The organism is Helicobacter pylori (genome assembly GCF_030062585.1).
GTDB lineage: Bacteria > Campylobacterota > Campylobacteria > Campylobacterales > Helicobacteraceae > Helicobacter > Helicobacter pylori_CN.
Map to the genome: position 1 here is coordinate 265,622 of NZ_CP071935.1, position 14,503 is coordinate 280,124.

The 14,503-nt window shown below is 37.7% G+C and carries 10 protein-coding genes; 5 read left to right on the plus strand and 5 right to left on the minus strand.

Annotated elements, in window-relative coordinates; genetic code table 11:
- Positions 1–4: 4 nt before the first annotated feature.
- From J5F42_RS01270 to J5F42_RS01290, 5 genes are all read right to left on the minus strand, one after another.
- Positions 5–574, minus strand: coding sequence for a hypothetical protein (locus tag J5F42_RS01270; protein ID WP_097699231.1), 570 nt, complete (start codon positions 572–574; stop codon positions 5–7).
- Positions 571–2,994, minus strand: a complete 2,424-nt coding sequence (locus tag J5F42_RS01275; RefSeq protein ID WP_283491417.1) for a hypothetical protein — start codon at positions 2,992–2,994, stop codon at positions 571–573. The genes J5F42_RS01270 and J5F42_RS01275 overlap by 4 nt, the downstream gene beginning before the upstream one ends.
- Positions 2,995–3,004: 10 nt before the next feature.
- Complete coding sequence (locus J5F42_RS01280) at positions 3,005–4,003, minus strand: coiled-coil domain-containing protein (protein ID WP_097699233.1); 999 nt, start codon at positions 4,001–4,003, stop codon at positions 3,005–3,007.
- Positions 4,004–4,942 carry a hypothetical protein gene (locus tag J5F42_RS01285; protein ID WP_283491418.1) on the minus strand — a complete coding sequence of 313 codons (939 nt, stop codon included), beginning with the start codon at positions 4,940–4,942 and terminating at the stop codon, positions 4,004–4,006. It lies immediately after the preceding gene.
- Positions 4,943–5,265: 323 nt separating this feature from the next.
- Positions 5,266–5,475, minus strand: coding sequence for a hypothetical protein (locus tag J5F42_RS01290; RefSeq protein ID WP_000849021.1), 210 nt, complete (start codon positions 5,473–5,475; stop codon positions 5,266–5,268).
- 320 nt (positions 5,476–5,795) lie between these two features.
- On the opposite strand from J5F42_RS01290, the gene J5F42_RS01295 reads away from it, so the two are divergent.
- Genes J5F42_RS01295 through J5F42_RS01310 form a run of 5 tightly spaced genes read left to right on the plus strand, consistent with a single transcriptional unit; the run spans position 5,796 to position 14,474 of the window.
- A complete protein-coding gene (locus J5F42_RS01295) occupies positions 5,796–9,353 on the plus strand; it encodes a bifunctional proline dehydrogenase/L-glutamate gamma-semialdehyde dehydrogenase (protein ID WP_283491419.1) in 3,558 nt (1,185 codons plus the stop codon).
- 26 nt (positions 9,354–9,379) lie between these two features.
- On the plus strand, positions 9,380–10,870 hold the full coding sequence (gene putP, locus J5F42_RS01300) for a sodium/proline symporter PutP (RefSeq protein ID WP_283491420.1): 1,491 nt from the start codon (positions 9,380–9,382) through the stop codon (positions 10,868–10,870).
- A 37-nt stretch (positions 10,871–10,907) separates the two neighbouring features.
- Positions 10,908–13,376: an adenine/cytosine DNA methyltransferase gene (locus J5F42_RS01305; RefSeq protein WP_283491421.1), complete on the plus strand. Its 2,469-nt coding sequence runs from the start codon at positions 10,908–10,910 to the stop codon at positions 13,374–13,376.
- On the plus strand, positions 13,376–13,678 hold the full coding sequence (locus J5F42_RS07955) for a hypothetical protein (RefSeq protein ID WP_198973124.1): 303 nt from the start codon (positions 13,376–13,378) through the stop codon (positions 13,676–13,678). Before J5F42_RS01305 ends, J5F42_RS07955 begins: the two co-directional genes overlap by 1 nt.
- The gene (locus J5F42_RS01310; RefSeq protein ID WP_198973116.1) at positions 13,629–14,474 is read left to right on the plus strand and encodes an iron permease; all 846 of its coding nucleotides are present in this window, start codon (positions 13,629–13,631) and stop codon (positions 14,472–14,474) included. Before J5F42_RS07955 ends, J5F42_RS01310 begins: the two co-directional genes overlap by 50 nt.
- Positions 14,475–14,503: the final 29 nt, after the last annotated feature.

Genomic DNA, 14,503 nt, shown 5'->3' on the forward strand with positions numbered 1-14,503 from the left:
TCTTTTAAAAATTTTCTTCATTAGAATCAGGCTTTTTATCGCCGCTGATCCTAATGCTCCCACCCCCATAGCTAGGGGGTGTTGTGGGGCGAACCTCTAGCGTTTCGCCTCTTTCTCTTTTGTATTTTTCTTGCTGGCTTTGGTGGTATGTTTTCATGCTGTCTATCACGATTGTTTTGTGGTTGCTCCCTAAATCAGCGTTGGTGAGCAATTTTTTTGCACCATTACCCAAGCTGTTAGAATGCCTGTCTTCTATCTTAAGAGATAAATTCAAGCCCTTAAAATTCTCCAAAGCCTCCACTAACGCTACCACAAGCTTCCTGTCCCAAATGGAATTTTTCAAATCTTTACACAAGGAAAAAACCTCGCTTGAAAACTGGTAGTCATACAAAAACAAAAGGTCTAAATTTTCTAAAAATTCCACATTGCAACGCTCTTTAAAACTTTTCAAAAAGCCCTCTTTTAAAGGCGCAAAGCCTTCAGTGATAGGGATTAGCCCCTTGTCTTTGGCACATTTAAACACCATAATACTTTTTTCAATCACGACAAACGCGTAAGCGTTCTTAGTCATCATAATTTTTCTACCTCGCTTTCATAGATCAATTGGCCGTCTTTAAACAGCCCCACTTTAATGCTTTGGGAATCCACGCAGCACACCTTCACATCCACTTCTTCAACCTCTTCTAGCGCTATGCAAATCATTTGCGTGTCTTGAATGTCCAAAGTGTTGGTGTTGGCGAGAGACTTGTCGCTGTAGCGTATCTCTAACTCATCAAAGCCTCCCCATTCCTCTTTAGTTTGGAAAATCTGGTATTCATTAGGTTTTAAAGAATCCCTATGGATTTTAGCGTGGAATTTCCCCTCTATCTCAATGCCTAAATCGTATTTAAACACAGGGTTGGAGCTTATAGAGGGCCTTTCAATCCCATTAGGCTTGTCCCTGCTTTCTAAAAGCCCAAAAGCCACCCCGGTTTTGCAAGTGGGCTTCAAATAAGCGGGTGTGTTAGAAACGTCTTCTCCTGTAAGCTCTAAAATCTGTTTGTCTGAGGCTTCTGTGCCTAGCGGCTCATAAATGATGAATTTAAAATCATCTTTAGAAGTCTTTTGCTTATAATCTTTGAGTTGCTTTTCTTTGGCGTTTTCAAACGCTTGTTTGACCAACACCGATTTGCTCGCATTCCCGCCTAAGAAAATATGAAACGCCCGACACTGATCATCAATGTTTTCAGCCATCACTTTAGAAAATCCGGCAAAGAAGTTAGCAACGCCTTCATTGATCTTGTCTTTTAAGAGGCTTAAAAGCTCTTTGCAATCAACTTGGAGTCCGATTTCTGTTTCTACCTCATTCCTATCAAACAGCTGAGCTTTAATATCATCCTTTTTAAAATCCTCTATCTCAAACTTTTCATTTTCTTCTATCGCTTCTATAATATTGGCGTCTAAATTTTCTAAAAAAGGGCGTAATTTAGAAGCGATCGTTTGCAAATTCAAGCGCGCTTCCCTGGAATTTTGCATAAACGATCCAAAGCGTTGCGTATCAATCCTGTCATAGTTGGGTTTGGCGATGACAACGTCTTTTGCTTTCAGCTCTTGGAAATTTTTGGCATACGTTTCCCAAGCCAACAATTCCAATAAATTTTCACCGCCTAAATATTTATCCCCTCCACTGCTAAAATGCGTCATTTTGTAGGCGAATTTGAGGCTAGCGCTTTTTTCCCATTTGCCAAAGTCAAAATCCGTCGTCCCGCCCCCAAAATCAAACACCCCGTAATAAACCGGCTTGTCTAACTTCTCTGATTTAAAAAACCCGTAGCTTTTTAAAGCGCTAATGGCATACGCGCAAGGCTCGCTCGCTCTCAATTCCACTTTGAAAGTTTTAGCCGTTTTTTCATCGTCAAAAACATGCCTAGGTAAGGATTTTTTCAAGCCTTTTTCAAAACTCTCTCTGATTTTTTCAGCCTGATGCTTTTCATACTTGATCGGATAGGATAAAAAGTATTTCAAAAACACGCCATTGTGCATGTTGTTGATGCAGCGGCCAATATAGTAAGCATAGATTTCTATGGGGTTAAAATCCGTGCAGTGAGTAAAGCTTTCTAAAGAAAAATCCTCAAATAAATCCCTAAAATTCTGTTTTTCATCCGCTCCAGCCCATTGCTTCAATTTAGAAAAAAACCGATACAAATCATTCCCTTTAACGCCTGCAGCATTCTTTTGGGCTTCATGCGCCACTTCTACATCGTTGTGTCCTGTGAAAGGGCGGTAATCTAGCGCCTTATAAGCGTTAAGAAAGTTTTCTTTACATCTAAACTCCATGATCGTAGGGTTTTCAAACTTTGTTGGGCTTGCGTCATCTGCTAGCCCGCCAATAGAGAGCAAGCGGTATGTTCCCGTTTCATCCATATAGCTTGCGGTCGTGCTTTTAGTCCCAAAGTCAATAGCGACAACGCCCTTGTTTAAATCCTTCAAACTTGAGCGCGCATAAAAATGCATTTCTTTGCCGTTAGGGTCTAAATTATCAAACCTAAAGGTTACCCTTTCTTTAGGCGCGCTAGGCACTTCTAAATCCCAATGCCCTCCATTTAAATCAAGCAATTGGCTTTGGCTATAGCTCTTAAGGCCTGCCGCTATGTTATCCACATTGAGCATCAACTCTTTAAATTTTTCAAAATCCACATCCACATCGCTAATAGAAACGATATCTAAGGTTTTTTCTATTTGCTCATTAGTGATCTTTTTAGCTTGCGCTAAATCCTCTAGGAATTTTTGATTGTCATCAGAAAGATACCTTAAAGAAGTCTCATTATTGACGATCACATGAAGCACCCGCAGCGCTTGCTTGAACTTGGTCCGATACTCTTCTAGCACTTCTTTTTTGAAATTCGGCTCACTTTTTTCATTGAATTTGACTCCATCTTTTAAAGACCGATCGCACAATTTCTCTACTAAGGGGTGGCCAAGAGGCAGTTCTAAACTTTGTAAGGGTTTTACCATGATATTTCCTTTATTGTGGTTTTTGTTGTTTGGAGAGTTGCTCGTTCAAGCCATCAACCCTCTCTTTGAGGGCGATGTTCTCTTCTTCTAACTTTCGGTTTTGGCGTTTTAAATCCTGGTTTGCGCTCGCTAAACGCCTGTTATGCAAGTCCAGCTCGCTTTTGGCTTCCATACCCTCTAAACTCTTCAAACGCGCGATTTCTCGCTCCAACTCGGTTTTTTCTTCAGCTATTTTTTCTTCAGCTTGCGCTAATTGATTGTTAGAGTTCTCTAAAGACTGCCGTAATTGATTGTTAGTGTTTTCCAAATTTTTTTGAGCGCTTTCTAATTGTTTGAGCTTGTCGGTTAGGCGTTGGTTTTCTTCTTCTAAATCAGCGCATCGTTTTTCTAGAAACCCATGTTCTTCTTGCAATCGTGCTCGCTCTTGTTTGAGGCTGCCCTGCTCTTTATTGAGCGCGATAACTTGGTGGTTGAGCTTGTCATTTTCTGTGGTTAGCGTTTTATTTTTTTCAGTCAATGTGGCGTTTCTGTTTTCTAGCTCGGCGGTTTTTCTGGCTAGCCTTTCTTTTTCTGTTGTCAATCCTCTTTTTTCTTCAGTCAGCCGATCTCTGGCTGCTAATAAGCGTGTGTTTTCTTTAGCCAGATTGTCTTTTTCTCTTAATAATTCGGCTTTTTCTTTAGTGAGCTTGTTATTGTTTTGCCATAATTGATCGTTAGAGTGTTCTAACCCGCTGATTTTTACAGATAAGATTTCGTTTTCTGCGAATAACTTGTCATTTTTGTAAGATAACTCGGTGTTTTCTTTGGTTAGCTTGTCTTTTGTTATGAATAACTTGTCGTTTTTTTGCCGTAATTGATCATCAGCGTCTTTTAACTCGCTAGTTTCTGCAGCTAAGTATTCTCTTTCTCTTAACAATTCGGTGTTTTCGTCTTCTAACTCACCGATGCGAGCTTCTAATTCTTCTCTTATTTGAGAGAAGCCAAACCATTTTTCAATGAGCCTTCCCATTTATGATCCCATATCCACGATAGTGTGATACACTTTATCATTGTGCTTATAGCCTCTTAAAACCACTCTTTGCATCTTTTGAGAAGTGTTTTGCTCTGGGTATAGCTTTTTGCATGAATGGTCATAAGCACTTGGCTCTTTCAAACGCTCAAATTTACTATCCTTAATATATTCAAAAAGCAAATCAAACAATTCAGCTAATTTTTCACCTTTATCGCTCCTCTTATCGCCTAATTCTTGGCTCGCTCTGTTATAAAGGCTTTCTAAATAATATTTGCTATCGCTAATAACAGATGCGATCAAGTCCATTGCGCTGTGAGTTTTTTCCACGAACCCAAAATTCAAGCGATCTTTGACTTCCAAAAAGACTTCATAGAGTTTTTCTAATTTTTGGTATAGAGCGTGCCTTCGCTCTAGCTCGGTTAGTTTTTGGCTCGTTTGTTCGGCTTGGGTTTTTGCTGTTGATAGCGTTGCGGTTAGGTTTTCTTTGTCTTTAGTTAGATCATCTCTTTCTTTAGTTAGCCTTTCTTTGTCTGCGACTAACCTTTCTTTTTCTGTGACTAACCCAGTAATCTTGTTATTTAATTCTGTTTTTTCTGTGGTTAGTGCTTTATTTTTTTCAGTCAGTTCTGTTTTATCTTTAGTTAGATTGTCTTTTTCTGTTTTCAGTTCGGCGTTTGCTTTAGTTAGATTATCTTTATCTTTTGATAACTCGGCTTTTTCATTTTTTAAAGCTTGCTGAGAGTCTTGTAACTCTTTCACTTGCTTTTGTGATGCATTAAGCTGATTGTTTAGATTGTCTTTTTCTGCGGTTAGCTTTTGATTTTTATCAACTAGCTCGGTGGTTTCAGTCGGCTTGGTGTGTTTCTCTTGGAAATTGGTGGATTTTTGAGCGTCTTTTGGGTTTTCTTGGGAATCGTTAGAGGATTTTCCAAACAAATTGCCTATAAAATGAGAGGGTTTTCTAAGGGGTTCAAAGTCTTCTAATTTAAGATCTTCTAATTTTTTAAGGCGATCTGCAAGATCTCCAACAAGTTTTAAAAGCTCTTCATTATTGGGGGGGGGGGGGTGGAAGCAGTGGGATTTGAAATATTTGGTTTTTCTATTTTCTCATTATTCGTATTTTCTACAATATGAGCGCCACTCATAAGAATATCTCCTTTTTTATATTATATCAGTGTTAAAAAGGTTGTTATTGTAATTTGAGAAAACTTAAAATGAGCTTTATTTTCCCCCCCTTTTTTCGCCCCCTCTAAAAACCCCTAGAATGTAGAATCCCAATGGTTTAAGTTAGAAGAATAAGGGTCAAAAAAGCCCTTAGGCATGTATTGCACTTCTTTTTTGGTAGAAGCGTCTTTTGAAGAATGGTCTTTAGGGAGACAAGCGAAACGCTGAGTATCAAAGCTAGAACAACCGCTCAATAACAACGCACCGAGTGTGCCAATCATAATACCATTTTTAATTGTTTTCATTTTATATCCTTTGTTTTGTAAAATTTTTGTCAATCCGTTTAATTTAAAATCGTTTCGTTCAATGGTTTTAAATTACACGATGCGAATGTTATAATTTATTTTTAAACGAAAAGTAAATGAAGCTAAAAACAATACAAATTATCACTCAAATTCTTATCATTGTGTAAAAATGCGTGATAAACTCAAACAGGTTGGAATGAGAATTAATTACCGCTAGAACAAAATTTAAAATTAAAAAACATTACCAACCCATAAGACTTAAAGCCACCCGCTTAAAACATGCTACAATCAAGCCAAATTCTTAAATAAAAGGTAAGCTCATGCAAAAAATCATTGACGATTCATTAGAATTAGCCAAAAAACTGCAAGATAGTATCAGTAACCATTTGAGCGAGCAAGAAAAAGCGTTCCACTCTAAAATGCAAAAGCTTTTAAATAACCCTGAAAACAAGGTCATGCTCATAGAGCTTATGGATCGGAGTTTCAGGTGCCTAGACAATAAAGCCCGCTTTGAAATGATTGAGCATGTTTTAGACAAATACAAAAGCCGTGAGATTTTTTCTTCGTTTGAAAAATTGCTTTTAATGGGGTTTTTAAGCTTTGGGAAAATGCTCCCTGATATGAGCGTGCCTTTCTTTGTCAATAAAATCAGAAGCGACACAAAAGCGATGGTCTTGGATCAAGAAGAAAGCCAATTGAAAGAGCGGATTTTAAAAAGGAAGAATGAAAAAATCATTTTGAACGTGAATTTTATTGGTGAAGAGGTTTTAGGCGAAGAAGAAGCTAATGCGCGTTTTGAAAAATACTCCAAAGCCCTAAAATCCAACTACATCCAATACATTTCCATTAAAATCACGACGATTTTTTCTCAAATCAATATCCTTGATTTTGAATACTCTAAAAAAGAGATTGTCAAACGCTTAGACGCTCTTTACGCTTTAGCTTTAGAAGAAGAAAAAAAGCAAGGCATGCCTAAATTCATCAACTTGGATATGGAGGAATTTAGGGATTTAGAGCTTACGGTGGAGTCTTTTATGGAATCCATCGCCAAATTTGATTTGAACGCCGGTATTGTGTTGCAAGCTTATATCCCTGATTCTTATGAATATTTGAAAAAACTGCACGCTTTTTCTAAAGAAAGGGTTTTAAAAGGGTTGAAACCCATTAAAATCCGCTTTGTTAAGGGAGCGAACATGGAGAGCGAAGAGACTATCGCTTCCGTGAAAGACTGGGCGTTACCCACATTTTCTAATAAGCAAGACACCGATTCTAATTACAATAAAATGTTGGATTTTGTTTTAGAGGGCGATAATTATAAATACATCCATATTGGCGCAGCGAGCCACAATATTTTTGAAATCGCTTATGTTTATACGCGCATCCATGCCCTTAATGACCCTATTGCGTTGGAGCATTTTAGCTTTGAAATGCTAGAGGGCATGAGCTTGCAAGCGAGCCAGGAATTAAAAGAGATGCACAAACTCATTCTTTATGCGCCGGTGTGCGATGAAGCGCATTTTAATAATGCGATCGCTTACTTGGTGAGGAGGTTAGATGAAAACACCTCAAGCGATAATTTCATGAAAGCTTTCTTCAACCTCAAAGTAGGCACGAGCGAATGGAAAGACCAAGAACAACGCTTTTTAAACAGCCTTAAAGGAATCGCTGCTTTAGACAATACCACCCACAGGACTCAAGACAGAAACGCCAAACAAACCGGCCATACCACCTACCCAAACCACTCCTTTAAAAACGAAAGCGATACCGATTTTATTTTAAAAGCCAACCGAGAATGGGCTAAAAAAGTGCGCGAGAAAATGCATAACGCTCCTATTTTAGAGCTTTACCCAGAAATAGATGGGAGGTTTGAAGATCCTAATTTAACCTCTTTAGAAGTCTTTGATAAAATCCATCATAAAAAAATCGCTAGCGTGCATTTAGCGGATAAGGAAGCGATTTTAAAAGCCCTAGAAGTGGCTAAAAGCGATAAGAGTCGTTTCAGTCAAAAAAGCTTTACAGAAATCCATGCTTTATTGAGTCAAACCGCCCAGCTTTTTAGAGAAAGGAGAGGCGATTTAGTAGGGATTTCGGCTTTAGAAGTGGGTAAGACTTTCGCTGAAACGGATGCTGAAGTGAGTGAAGCCATTGACTTTTTAGAGTTTTACCCTTATAGTTTAAGGGTGTTACAAGAGCAAAACACAAAAACCCAATTCACCCCTAAAGGCGTGGGCGTGGTCATTGCCCCATGGAATTTCCCTGTAGGCATTTCTGTAGGCACTATCGCTGCCCCCCTAGCCGCTGGCAATCGGGTGATTTACAAGCCCTCAAGTTTGTCTAGCGTAACGGGTTATAAGCTTTGTGAGTGCTTTTGGGATGCGGGCGTGCCAAGAGATGTGCTCATTTACTTGCCCTCTAGAGGGAGCGATATTAGCGAGCATCTTTTAAAAGATGAAAGCATCCAATTTGCCATTTTAACCGGAGGCGAAGACACCGCTTACAAAATGCTCAAAGCTAACCCCACTTTAGCCTTGAGCGCTGAAACGGGCGGTAAAAACGCTACCATTGTGAGCAAAATGGCAGACAGAGATCAAGCGATCAAGAATGTTATCCATTCAGCTTTTAGCAATTCAGGGCAAAAATGTTCTGCCACTTCGCTTTTAGTGTTAGAAAAAGAAGTCTATGAAGATGAGAATTTCAAAAAAACTTTGATAGATGCGACTCTAAGCCTTAGCGTGGGCGATCCTTTTGATTTCAAAAACAAAATCGGCACTCTAGCGGACAAACCTAATGAAAAGGTCATTAAAGCCATAGATGAATTGAAAAGCTATGAGAATTACGAAATCCCGGCAAGCTTTGTGAATGATAACCCCTATTTGATGAAGCCAAGCATCAAATACGGCACTAAAAAAGGCGATTTCACGCACCAAACTGAGCTTTTTACGCCCATTTTATCGGTCATGAAAGCGCAAGATTTAGACGAAGCGATAGAAATAGCCAATTCTACCGGTTACGGGCTGACTAGCGCGTTAGAGTCTTTGGATGAAAGGGAGTGGGAATACTATTTAGAACGCATTGAAGCCGGTAATATCTATATCAACAAACCCACCACAGGAGCGATCGTTTTGCGCCAACCTTTTGGGGGGATTAAAAAATCCGCTGTGGGGTTTGGGAGGAAGGTAGGCATTTTCAACTATATCACGCAATTTGTGAATATCCACCAAGATGAAGAAGACGAACACGCCTTAAAAAACCCCTTAAGTGAAGCTTTAGAGGGCTTGATTCAAAAAGGCTATGACGAACACACGCATGAGTTGAAGCGCACGATTTTTATGGCAAAGAGCTACGCCTATCATTACAAGCATGAATTCAGCCAAGCTAAAGACTATGTCAAAATCAGAGGCGAAGACAACCTCTTTTCCTACACTAAAGTTAAAAGCGTGGGCTATCGCATCACCGAAAAGGACACTTTAAGCGACATGTTGGGCGTGGCTTTAGCATGTCTAGTTTCTCAAATCCCTTTAACAATCAGTGCAGAAAACGAACGAGCGAACAAGGATTTAACATTTTTCTTAGAATGCTTAAAAATTCTCCAAGCAAACGCCCCTATCGTTTATGAAAGCTTGCAAAAATTTAGCGAGAAATTGCATGCTTTCAATCGTATCCGTTATTTAAAAAGCGATCTGGATTTATTGCACAAGCAAGCGAGCGCTTTAGGGATGGTTTTAGCCACGGCTAAACCCTGCTTGAACGGGCGTTTTGAATTGCTGTATTACCACTTAGAGCGATCGGTTAGCATTTCTTATCATCGTTACGGGAATTTAGGCTCAAGGGTTTTAAGGCAACCCACTTGCCACAAATCATGTTGTGCTGAAAAATAAATATTGTATTAAATAAGGAGATCAAAATGGGACATGTTGTTTTAAGCACCCCTATCGTTACGATGTTTGTCGTTTATTCGCTGTTAATGCTCTATATTGGTTTTTATTTTTACAAACAAAACGAAACGACTGAAGATTATTTCTTAGGCGATCGCTCTATGGGGCCTGTGATTAGCGCTTTGAGCGCGGGGGCGAGCGATATGAGCGGGTGGCTTTTAATGGGATTACCGGGAGCCTTATATGTAGGGGGGCTTATCAATTCACACATCGCCATAGGATTGAGTTTGGGCGCATTGATTAACTGGGTTTTTGTGGCCAAACGCTTACGCATTTATACGAGCGTGATCGCTAATTCCATCACCATTTCAGATTATTTTGAAACGCGCTTTAGCGATGACAAACACATCTTGCGCTTGATTTCGGCTTTTGTGATTTTAATCTTTTTTATTTTTTACATTTCTTCAGGGCTAGTGAGTGGGGCTAAACTCTTTGAGGCGACCTTTGGCATCCAATACAACTACGCTTTAAGCATTGGCACGCTGATTATTGTTTCTTACACCTTTTTAGGAGGGTATAAGGCGGTGTGCTGGACGGATTTGATTCAAGGGCTTTTGATGATGAGCGCTTTAATCGTGGTGCCGATCGTTATGACAATCCATCTTGGTGGGATTGGAGAGGGGATTAAAATCATTAGAGAAATCAAGCCTGAAAACCTTTCTTTCTTGCAAGGCTCTAGCGTAGTCGCTATTATTTCAAGCCTCGCTTGGGGGTTAGGCTATTTTGGGCAACCCCATATTTTAGTGCGTTTCATGTCTATCCGCTCCATTAGAGATGTGCCTAAAGCGACCACTATTGGGATTTCTTGGATGGTTGTTTCTTTGATTGGGGCATGCGTTATGGGGCTTTTAGGCGTTGCGTATGTGCATAAATTTGATTTGAGCTTAGAAGATCCTGAAAAGATTTTCATTGTGATGAGTCAATTGCTCTTTAACCCTTGGATCACAGGCATTTTATTGAGCGCGATTTTAGCGGCGGTGATGAGCACGGCCAGTTCGCAACTGCTTGTAAGCTCTTCTACCATTGCTGAAGATTTCTATGCGACGATTTTCAACAAAAACGCCCCCCAAAAACTAGTGATGGTTATTTCTAGACTTTCGGTTTTAGGGGTGGCTTGCATCGCTTTTTTCATTTCAACGGATAGAAACGCTAGCATCCTTAGCATCGTGAGTTACGCATGGGCTGGCTTTGGCGCGAGTTTTGGCTCGGTGATTTTGTTCTCGCTTTTTTGGTCAAGAATGACGCGCATTGGCGCGATTGCTGGCATGCTCTCTGGGGCTAGCACGGTGATTTTATACGATAAATTTGGCAAAAGCTTTTTGGATATTTATGAAATCGTTCCGGGCTTTATTGTGGCGAGCATAGCCATTGTTGTGTTTAGTTTGTTTTCTAGCGTGCGAGCAGGCACTAAAGAGGCTTTTGAAACCATGCTTAAAGAAATTGAAAGTTTGAAACATTAATGCTTCAAATGAGCTTGGTTTAATCCTTAATCCCCCTATGCTCTTTGATCAAACCTTAACCTATATTTCTTTATTTTCTGGGGCAGGAGTGGGGTGCTATGGGCTTTTAGAAGAGGGGTTTGAATGCATTGCAACCAATGAAACTTTAGAAAAACGCTTGAATATCCAAAGAATCAACAATAAATGCAAATTTGATGAAGGGTATATTTGTGGGGACATTAAAGAGCTAGAGATAAAAGAAAAAATTTTAAAACGAATTGAATTTTATTCTAAAAATTTTGGTAATGATAGGGTTGATTTAGTGGTAGCAACCCCACCTTGTCAAGGCATGAGCGTAGCCAATCATAAAAAGAAAAACGATGAAATCAAACGGAATTCTTTGGTTATTGAGAGCGTTGATTTGATCAAACAAATCAAGCCCCGATTTTTTATTTTAGAAAATGTCCCTAGTTTTTATAAAACAGGTTGTATAGACAAAAATGATAATTTATTAGAAATAGGAACTATGATAGAGCAAAATTTGAGTGGCGATTATATGCTCTATGATGAGGTAATCAATTTTAAAAATTTTGGAGCTAATTCAAGCCGAACAAGAACTTTAGTGATAGGGGTTTGTAAAGAGTTTAAAGATTTTGTGAGTGCGTTAGAATTTTTCCCTGATTTTAAAGAAGAAAAAACCTTAAAAGAAGTGATAGGCTCGTTAAAACCACTTACTTGGGGCGAGTATGATAGTGCAGATTTTTATCATAGTTTTAGAACTTATCCAAAGCATATGCAAGAATGGATTAAAGATTTAAAAGAAGGACAAAGCGCGTTTGAGAATGCAGAATTAAACAAAAAGCCCCATAAAATGGTTGGCAATAAGATTGTCTTAAATGTTTCTAAAAATGGCGATAAATATAAAAGGCAAAAATATCATAGCGTTGCTCCTTGCATTCATACAAGAAACGACCAGATGGCTAGCCAAAACACGATTCACCCCAAAGATGACAGAGTGTTTTCCATTAGAGAGCTGATGCTTTTAATGAATATCCCTAGCCGTTTTAAGTGGTTAGATTCAGAATTACAAGAATTAAACGCCCTTAACCAACAAGAAAAAGAAAAAATCTCCAAACAAAACGAAATGAACATCAGACAAAGTATCGGCGAAGCTGTTCCAACGATTATTTTTAAGCAAATCGCTTTAAAAATTAAAAATTTTATGTCTCAAATCCATTTAAGCTATAAAGAAATCATTAAGTTTATTGATTTGCATTCTTTATCAGAGCCACAAAATTTAAAGCGATTTATTTTAGAAAATAAAAACAAGATTGCAAGAGCGAGTTTGGTGAGTTTGGCAGAAATGGCTAATTCTAAACGCATAGAAAAAAGCGCGTATTTTACAAACCCTTTTATTATTAATGAGATAGCGAAGTTATTGCCAAGTTTTAAACAAGAGAGCGTTACCATCATAGAGCCAAGTGTAGGGTGTGGGAATTTCTTAAGCGCTCTTTTTAAAAAATACGCTTCTGTTAAAAAAGTTTATTTGAAGTGTATAGATATTGATAAAAATAGTTTAGAAATTTTAGAGATTTTATATAAAGATTGCATTCCTAACAACTTTGAGATAGAATTGATTTGCACAGATTTTCTAGCCTATGAATGCGGCAAAGTGGATTTAATTGTGGGAAATCCTCCTTTTGGCAAAACGCATGAAAGATTTAAAGGTTATAGTTTAGGGCTCACTCATTTAGCAGGGATTTTTTTAGAAAAGTCTTTAAAACTAGCTAACTTTACAGCGATGGTTATGCCTAAAAACCTTTTAAACACTAAAGAGTATGCAGAAACCAGAACTAAGCTTGAAAAAAAGGGAGTAGGAGCGATTTTAGATTTTGGCGAGCTTGGTTTTAAGGGTGTTTTAGTAGAAACAATTGCTATTGTTACACAAAAATCAAAAGAAATTTTAGCACGTTCATTACCCCTAAATCTAAGCATCAAACAAAAGCCAAGCTATATTTTTGACAAGCGGTTGCCCTATTGGGTTATCTATCGCAACGCTTTTTTTGATAAGGTGTTTCATTCCATGCAGTTTGGTCTTTTTGAAGTGTTTAGAGACAGACAAATCACTAATTCTGTGTTGGTTAAAAATGGTATTCGTGTGATTAAATCTCGCAATATTGATGAAAACGGAAAGATTATTAGCGTTGAAAATTACGATAGCTACATTCAAAAAGAGGTTTTAAACCCGTTCAAGATAGCTTCATTTTTAGACAGAGATGATGTCTATTTAACCCCCAATATGACCTATAAACCAAGGATTTTAAAAAAAGAAAAAGGCTATGTGGTTAATGGATCTGTGGCTATTTTAATCCCTAAAAACCCTATATCTTTAAGCAAGAAACAATGCGATTATATTTCTAGCGTTGAATTTAGAGATTTTTATAAAATCGCTAGGAATTATCAAACGCGCACCTTAAATATTGATAGCATGAGTTGCTTTTGGTTTGGGATTTTAAAGGATAGCTAATGAAAGAACAGCAAATTATTGATTTTTTAAAAATCAGAGATTATGACATTAGAAAAACACAAAACGCGCGATGGATAGATCAAAAATGCACCCCTGATGTGTTGTCTCTTGTTGCTGATTGTATTTTAGAGTTTACGCAATATAATATTGAGAAATCATTTTCTATTAAGGATATTTGGGATAGCCCTTACACCAATGAAAATGTTAAAATGATTTTTTCTAAACCTGATTTAAATTCTGACTTTTCCATGCATGAATACGATAAGTTTTTTTCTCAGCCTATTAATTTATCCTTTATTTGACAACTTTTTACAAAAACAAGACACAGAAAGTTTCAAACAACTAAAAGATGGTTTCACTCATTTTACTATCAATAACACAGCAATCAATAACGCTACGGAATGTTTTAGGATTTTTACTAAAATTATCAATCCTTTAGCTTTTTATTATGGTAAAAAAGGCACAAGAAAAGGGTTTTTATCTAACACTATAACTACAAAAGATGAGCTTAATTACAATCGTATCAATTGGCGAGATATAGGAAAAGATAAAAATATCACCAGACAAGAATACGATCTTATAAACTCTAAAAGGATTGCTAATTCTAACTATCTTATTTCAAAAGCTAAGAAAGTGGTGAAACAATATAATGATAAATTCAATCATTCTCTTTCTGAAGTGAAAGGAGAAAATGAAACAGCGCAAGCCACACAAATGCACCATATTTTCCCTGTTCAAGACTTTCCTCTTATTGCTGATTATATAGAAAATCTTATCGCGCTCACGCCCAATCAGCATTTTATTTACGCCCACCCTAATAATCAAACCCGCTTGATTGATAAAGATTTTCAATATATCTGTTTATTAGCTAAAACAAATACAATTTTTAATGACACTCAAGATGTATATGATTGGAAACATTACATTTTTGTGTTGAATATGGGTCTCAAAACAACTATCTTTTCTCAAGTCAATAATAAACGGGAATTATTGCGAGCAATAGATACTTTTTATTTTGATTTTAACAAGAGCAAAGATCCAAGTTGGCAATATTTGCTAGATAAAAACGATTTAAGAGCTTTCAAGCTAAAATTTTAATAAGTTTTATTGACACCGGCTATAAAAAC

Excerpts from the sequence above, each read along its gene's own strand:
- J5F42_RS01270 (WP_097699231.1), bottom strand. The coding sequence starts at position 574 with ATGATGACTAAGAACGCTTACGCGTTTGTCGTGATTGAAAAAAGTATT.
- J5F42_RS01275 (WP_283491417.1), bottom strand. The coding sequence starts at position 2,994 with ATGGTAAAACCCTTACAAAGTTTAGAACTGCCTCTTGGCCACCCCTTA.
- J5F42_RS01280 (WP_097699233.1), bottom strand. The coding sequence starts at position 4,003 with ATGGGAAGGCTCATTGAAAAATGGTTTGGCTTCTCTCAAATAAGAGAA.
- J5F42_RS01290 (WP_000849021.1), bottom strand. The coding sequence starts at position 5,475 with ATGAAAACAATTAAAAATGGTATTATGATTGGCACACTCGGTGCGTTG.
- J5F42_RS01295 (WP_283491419.1), top strand. The coding sequence starts at position 5,796 with ATGCAAAAAATCATTGACGATTCATTAGAATTAGCCAAAAAACTGCAA.
- putP (WP_283491420.1), top strand. The coding sequence starts at position 9,380 with ATGGGACATGTTGTTTTAAGCACCCCTATCGTTACGATGTTTGTCGTT.
- J5F42_RS01305 (WP_283491421.1), top strand. The coding sequence starts at position 10,908 with ATGCTCTTTGATCAAACCTTAACCTATATTTCTTTATTTTCTGGGGCA.
- J5F42_RS07955 (WP_198973124.1), top strand. The coding sequence starts at position 13,376 with ATGAAAGAACAGCAAATTATTGATTTTTTAAAAATCAGAGATTATGAC.
- J5F42_RS01310 (WP_198973116.1), top strand. The coding sequence starts at position 13,629 with ATGAATACGATAAGTTTTTTTCTCAGCCTATTAATTTATCCTTTATTT.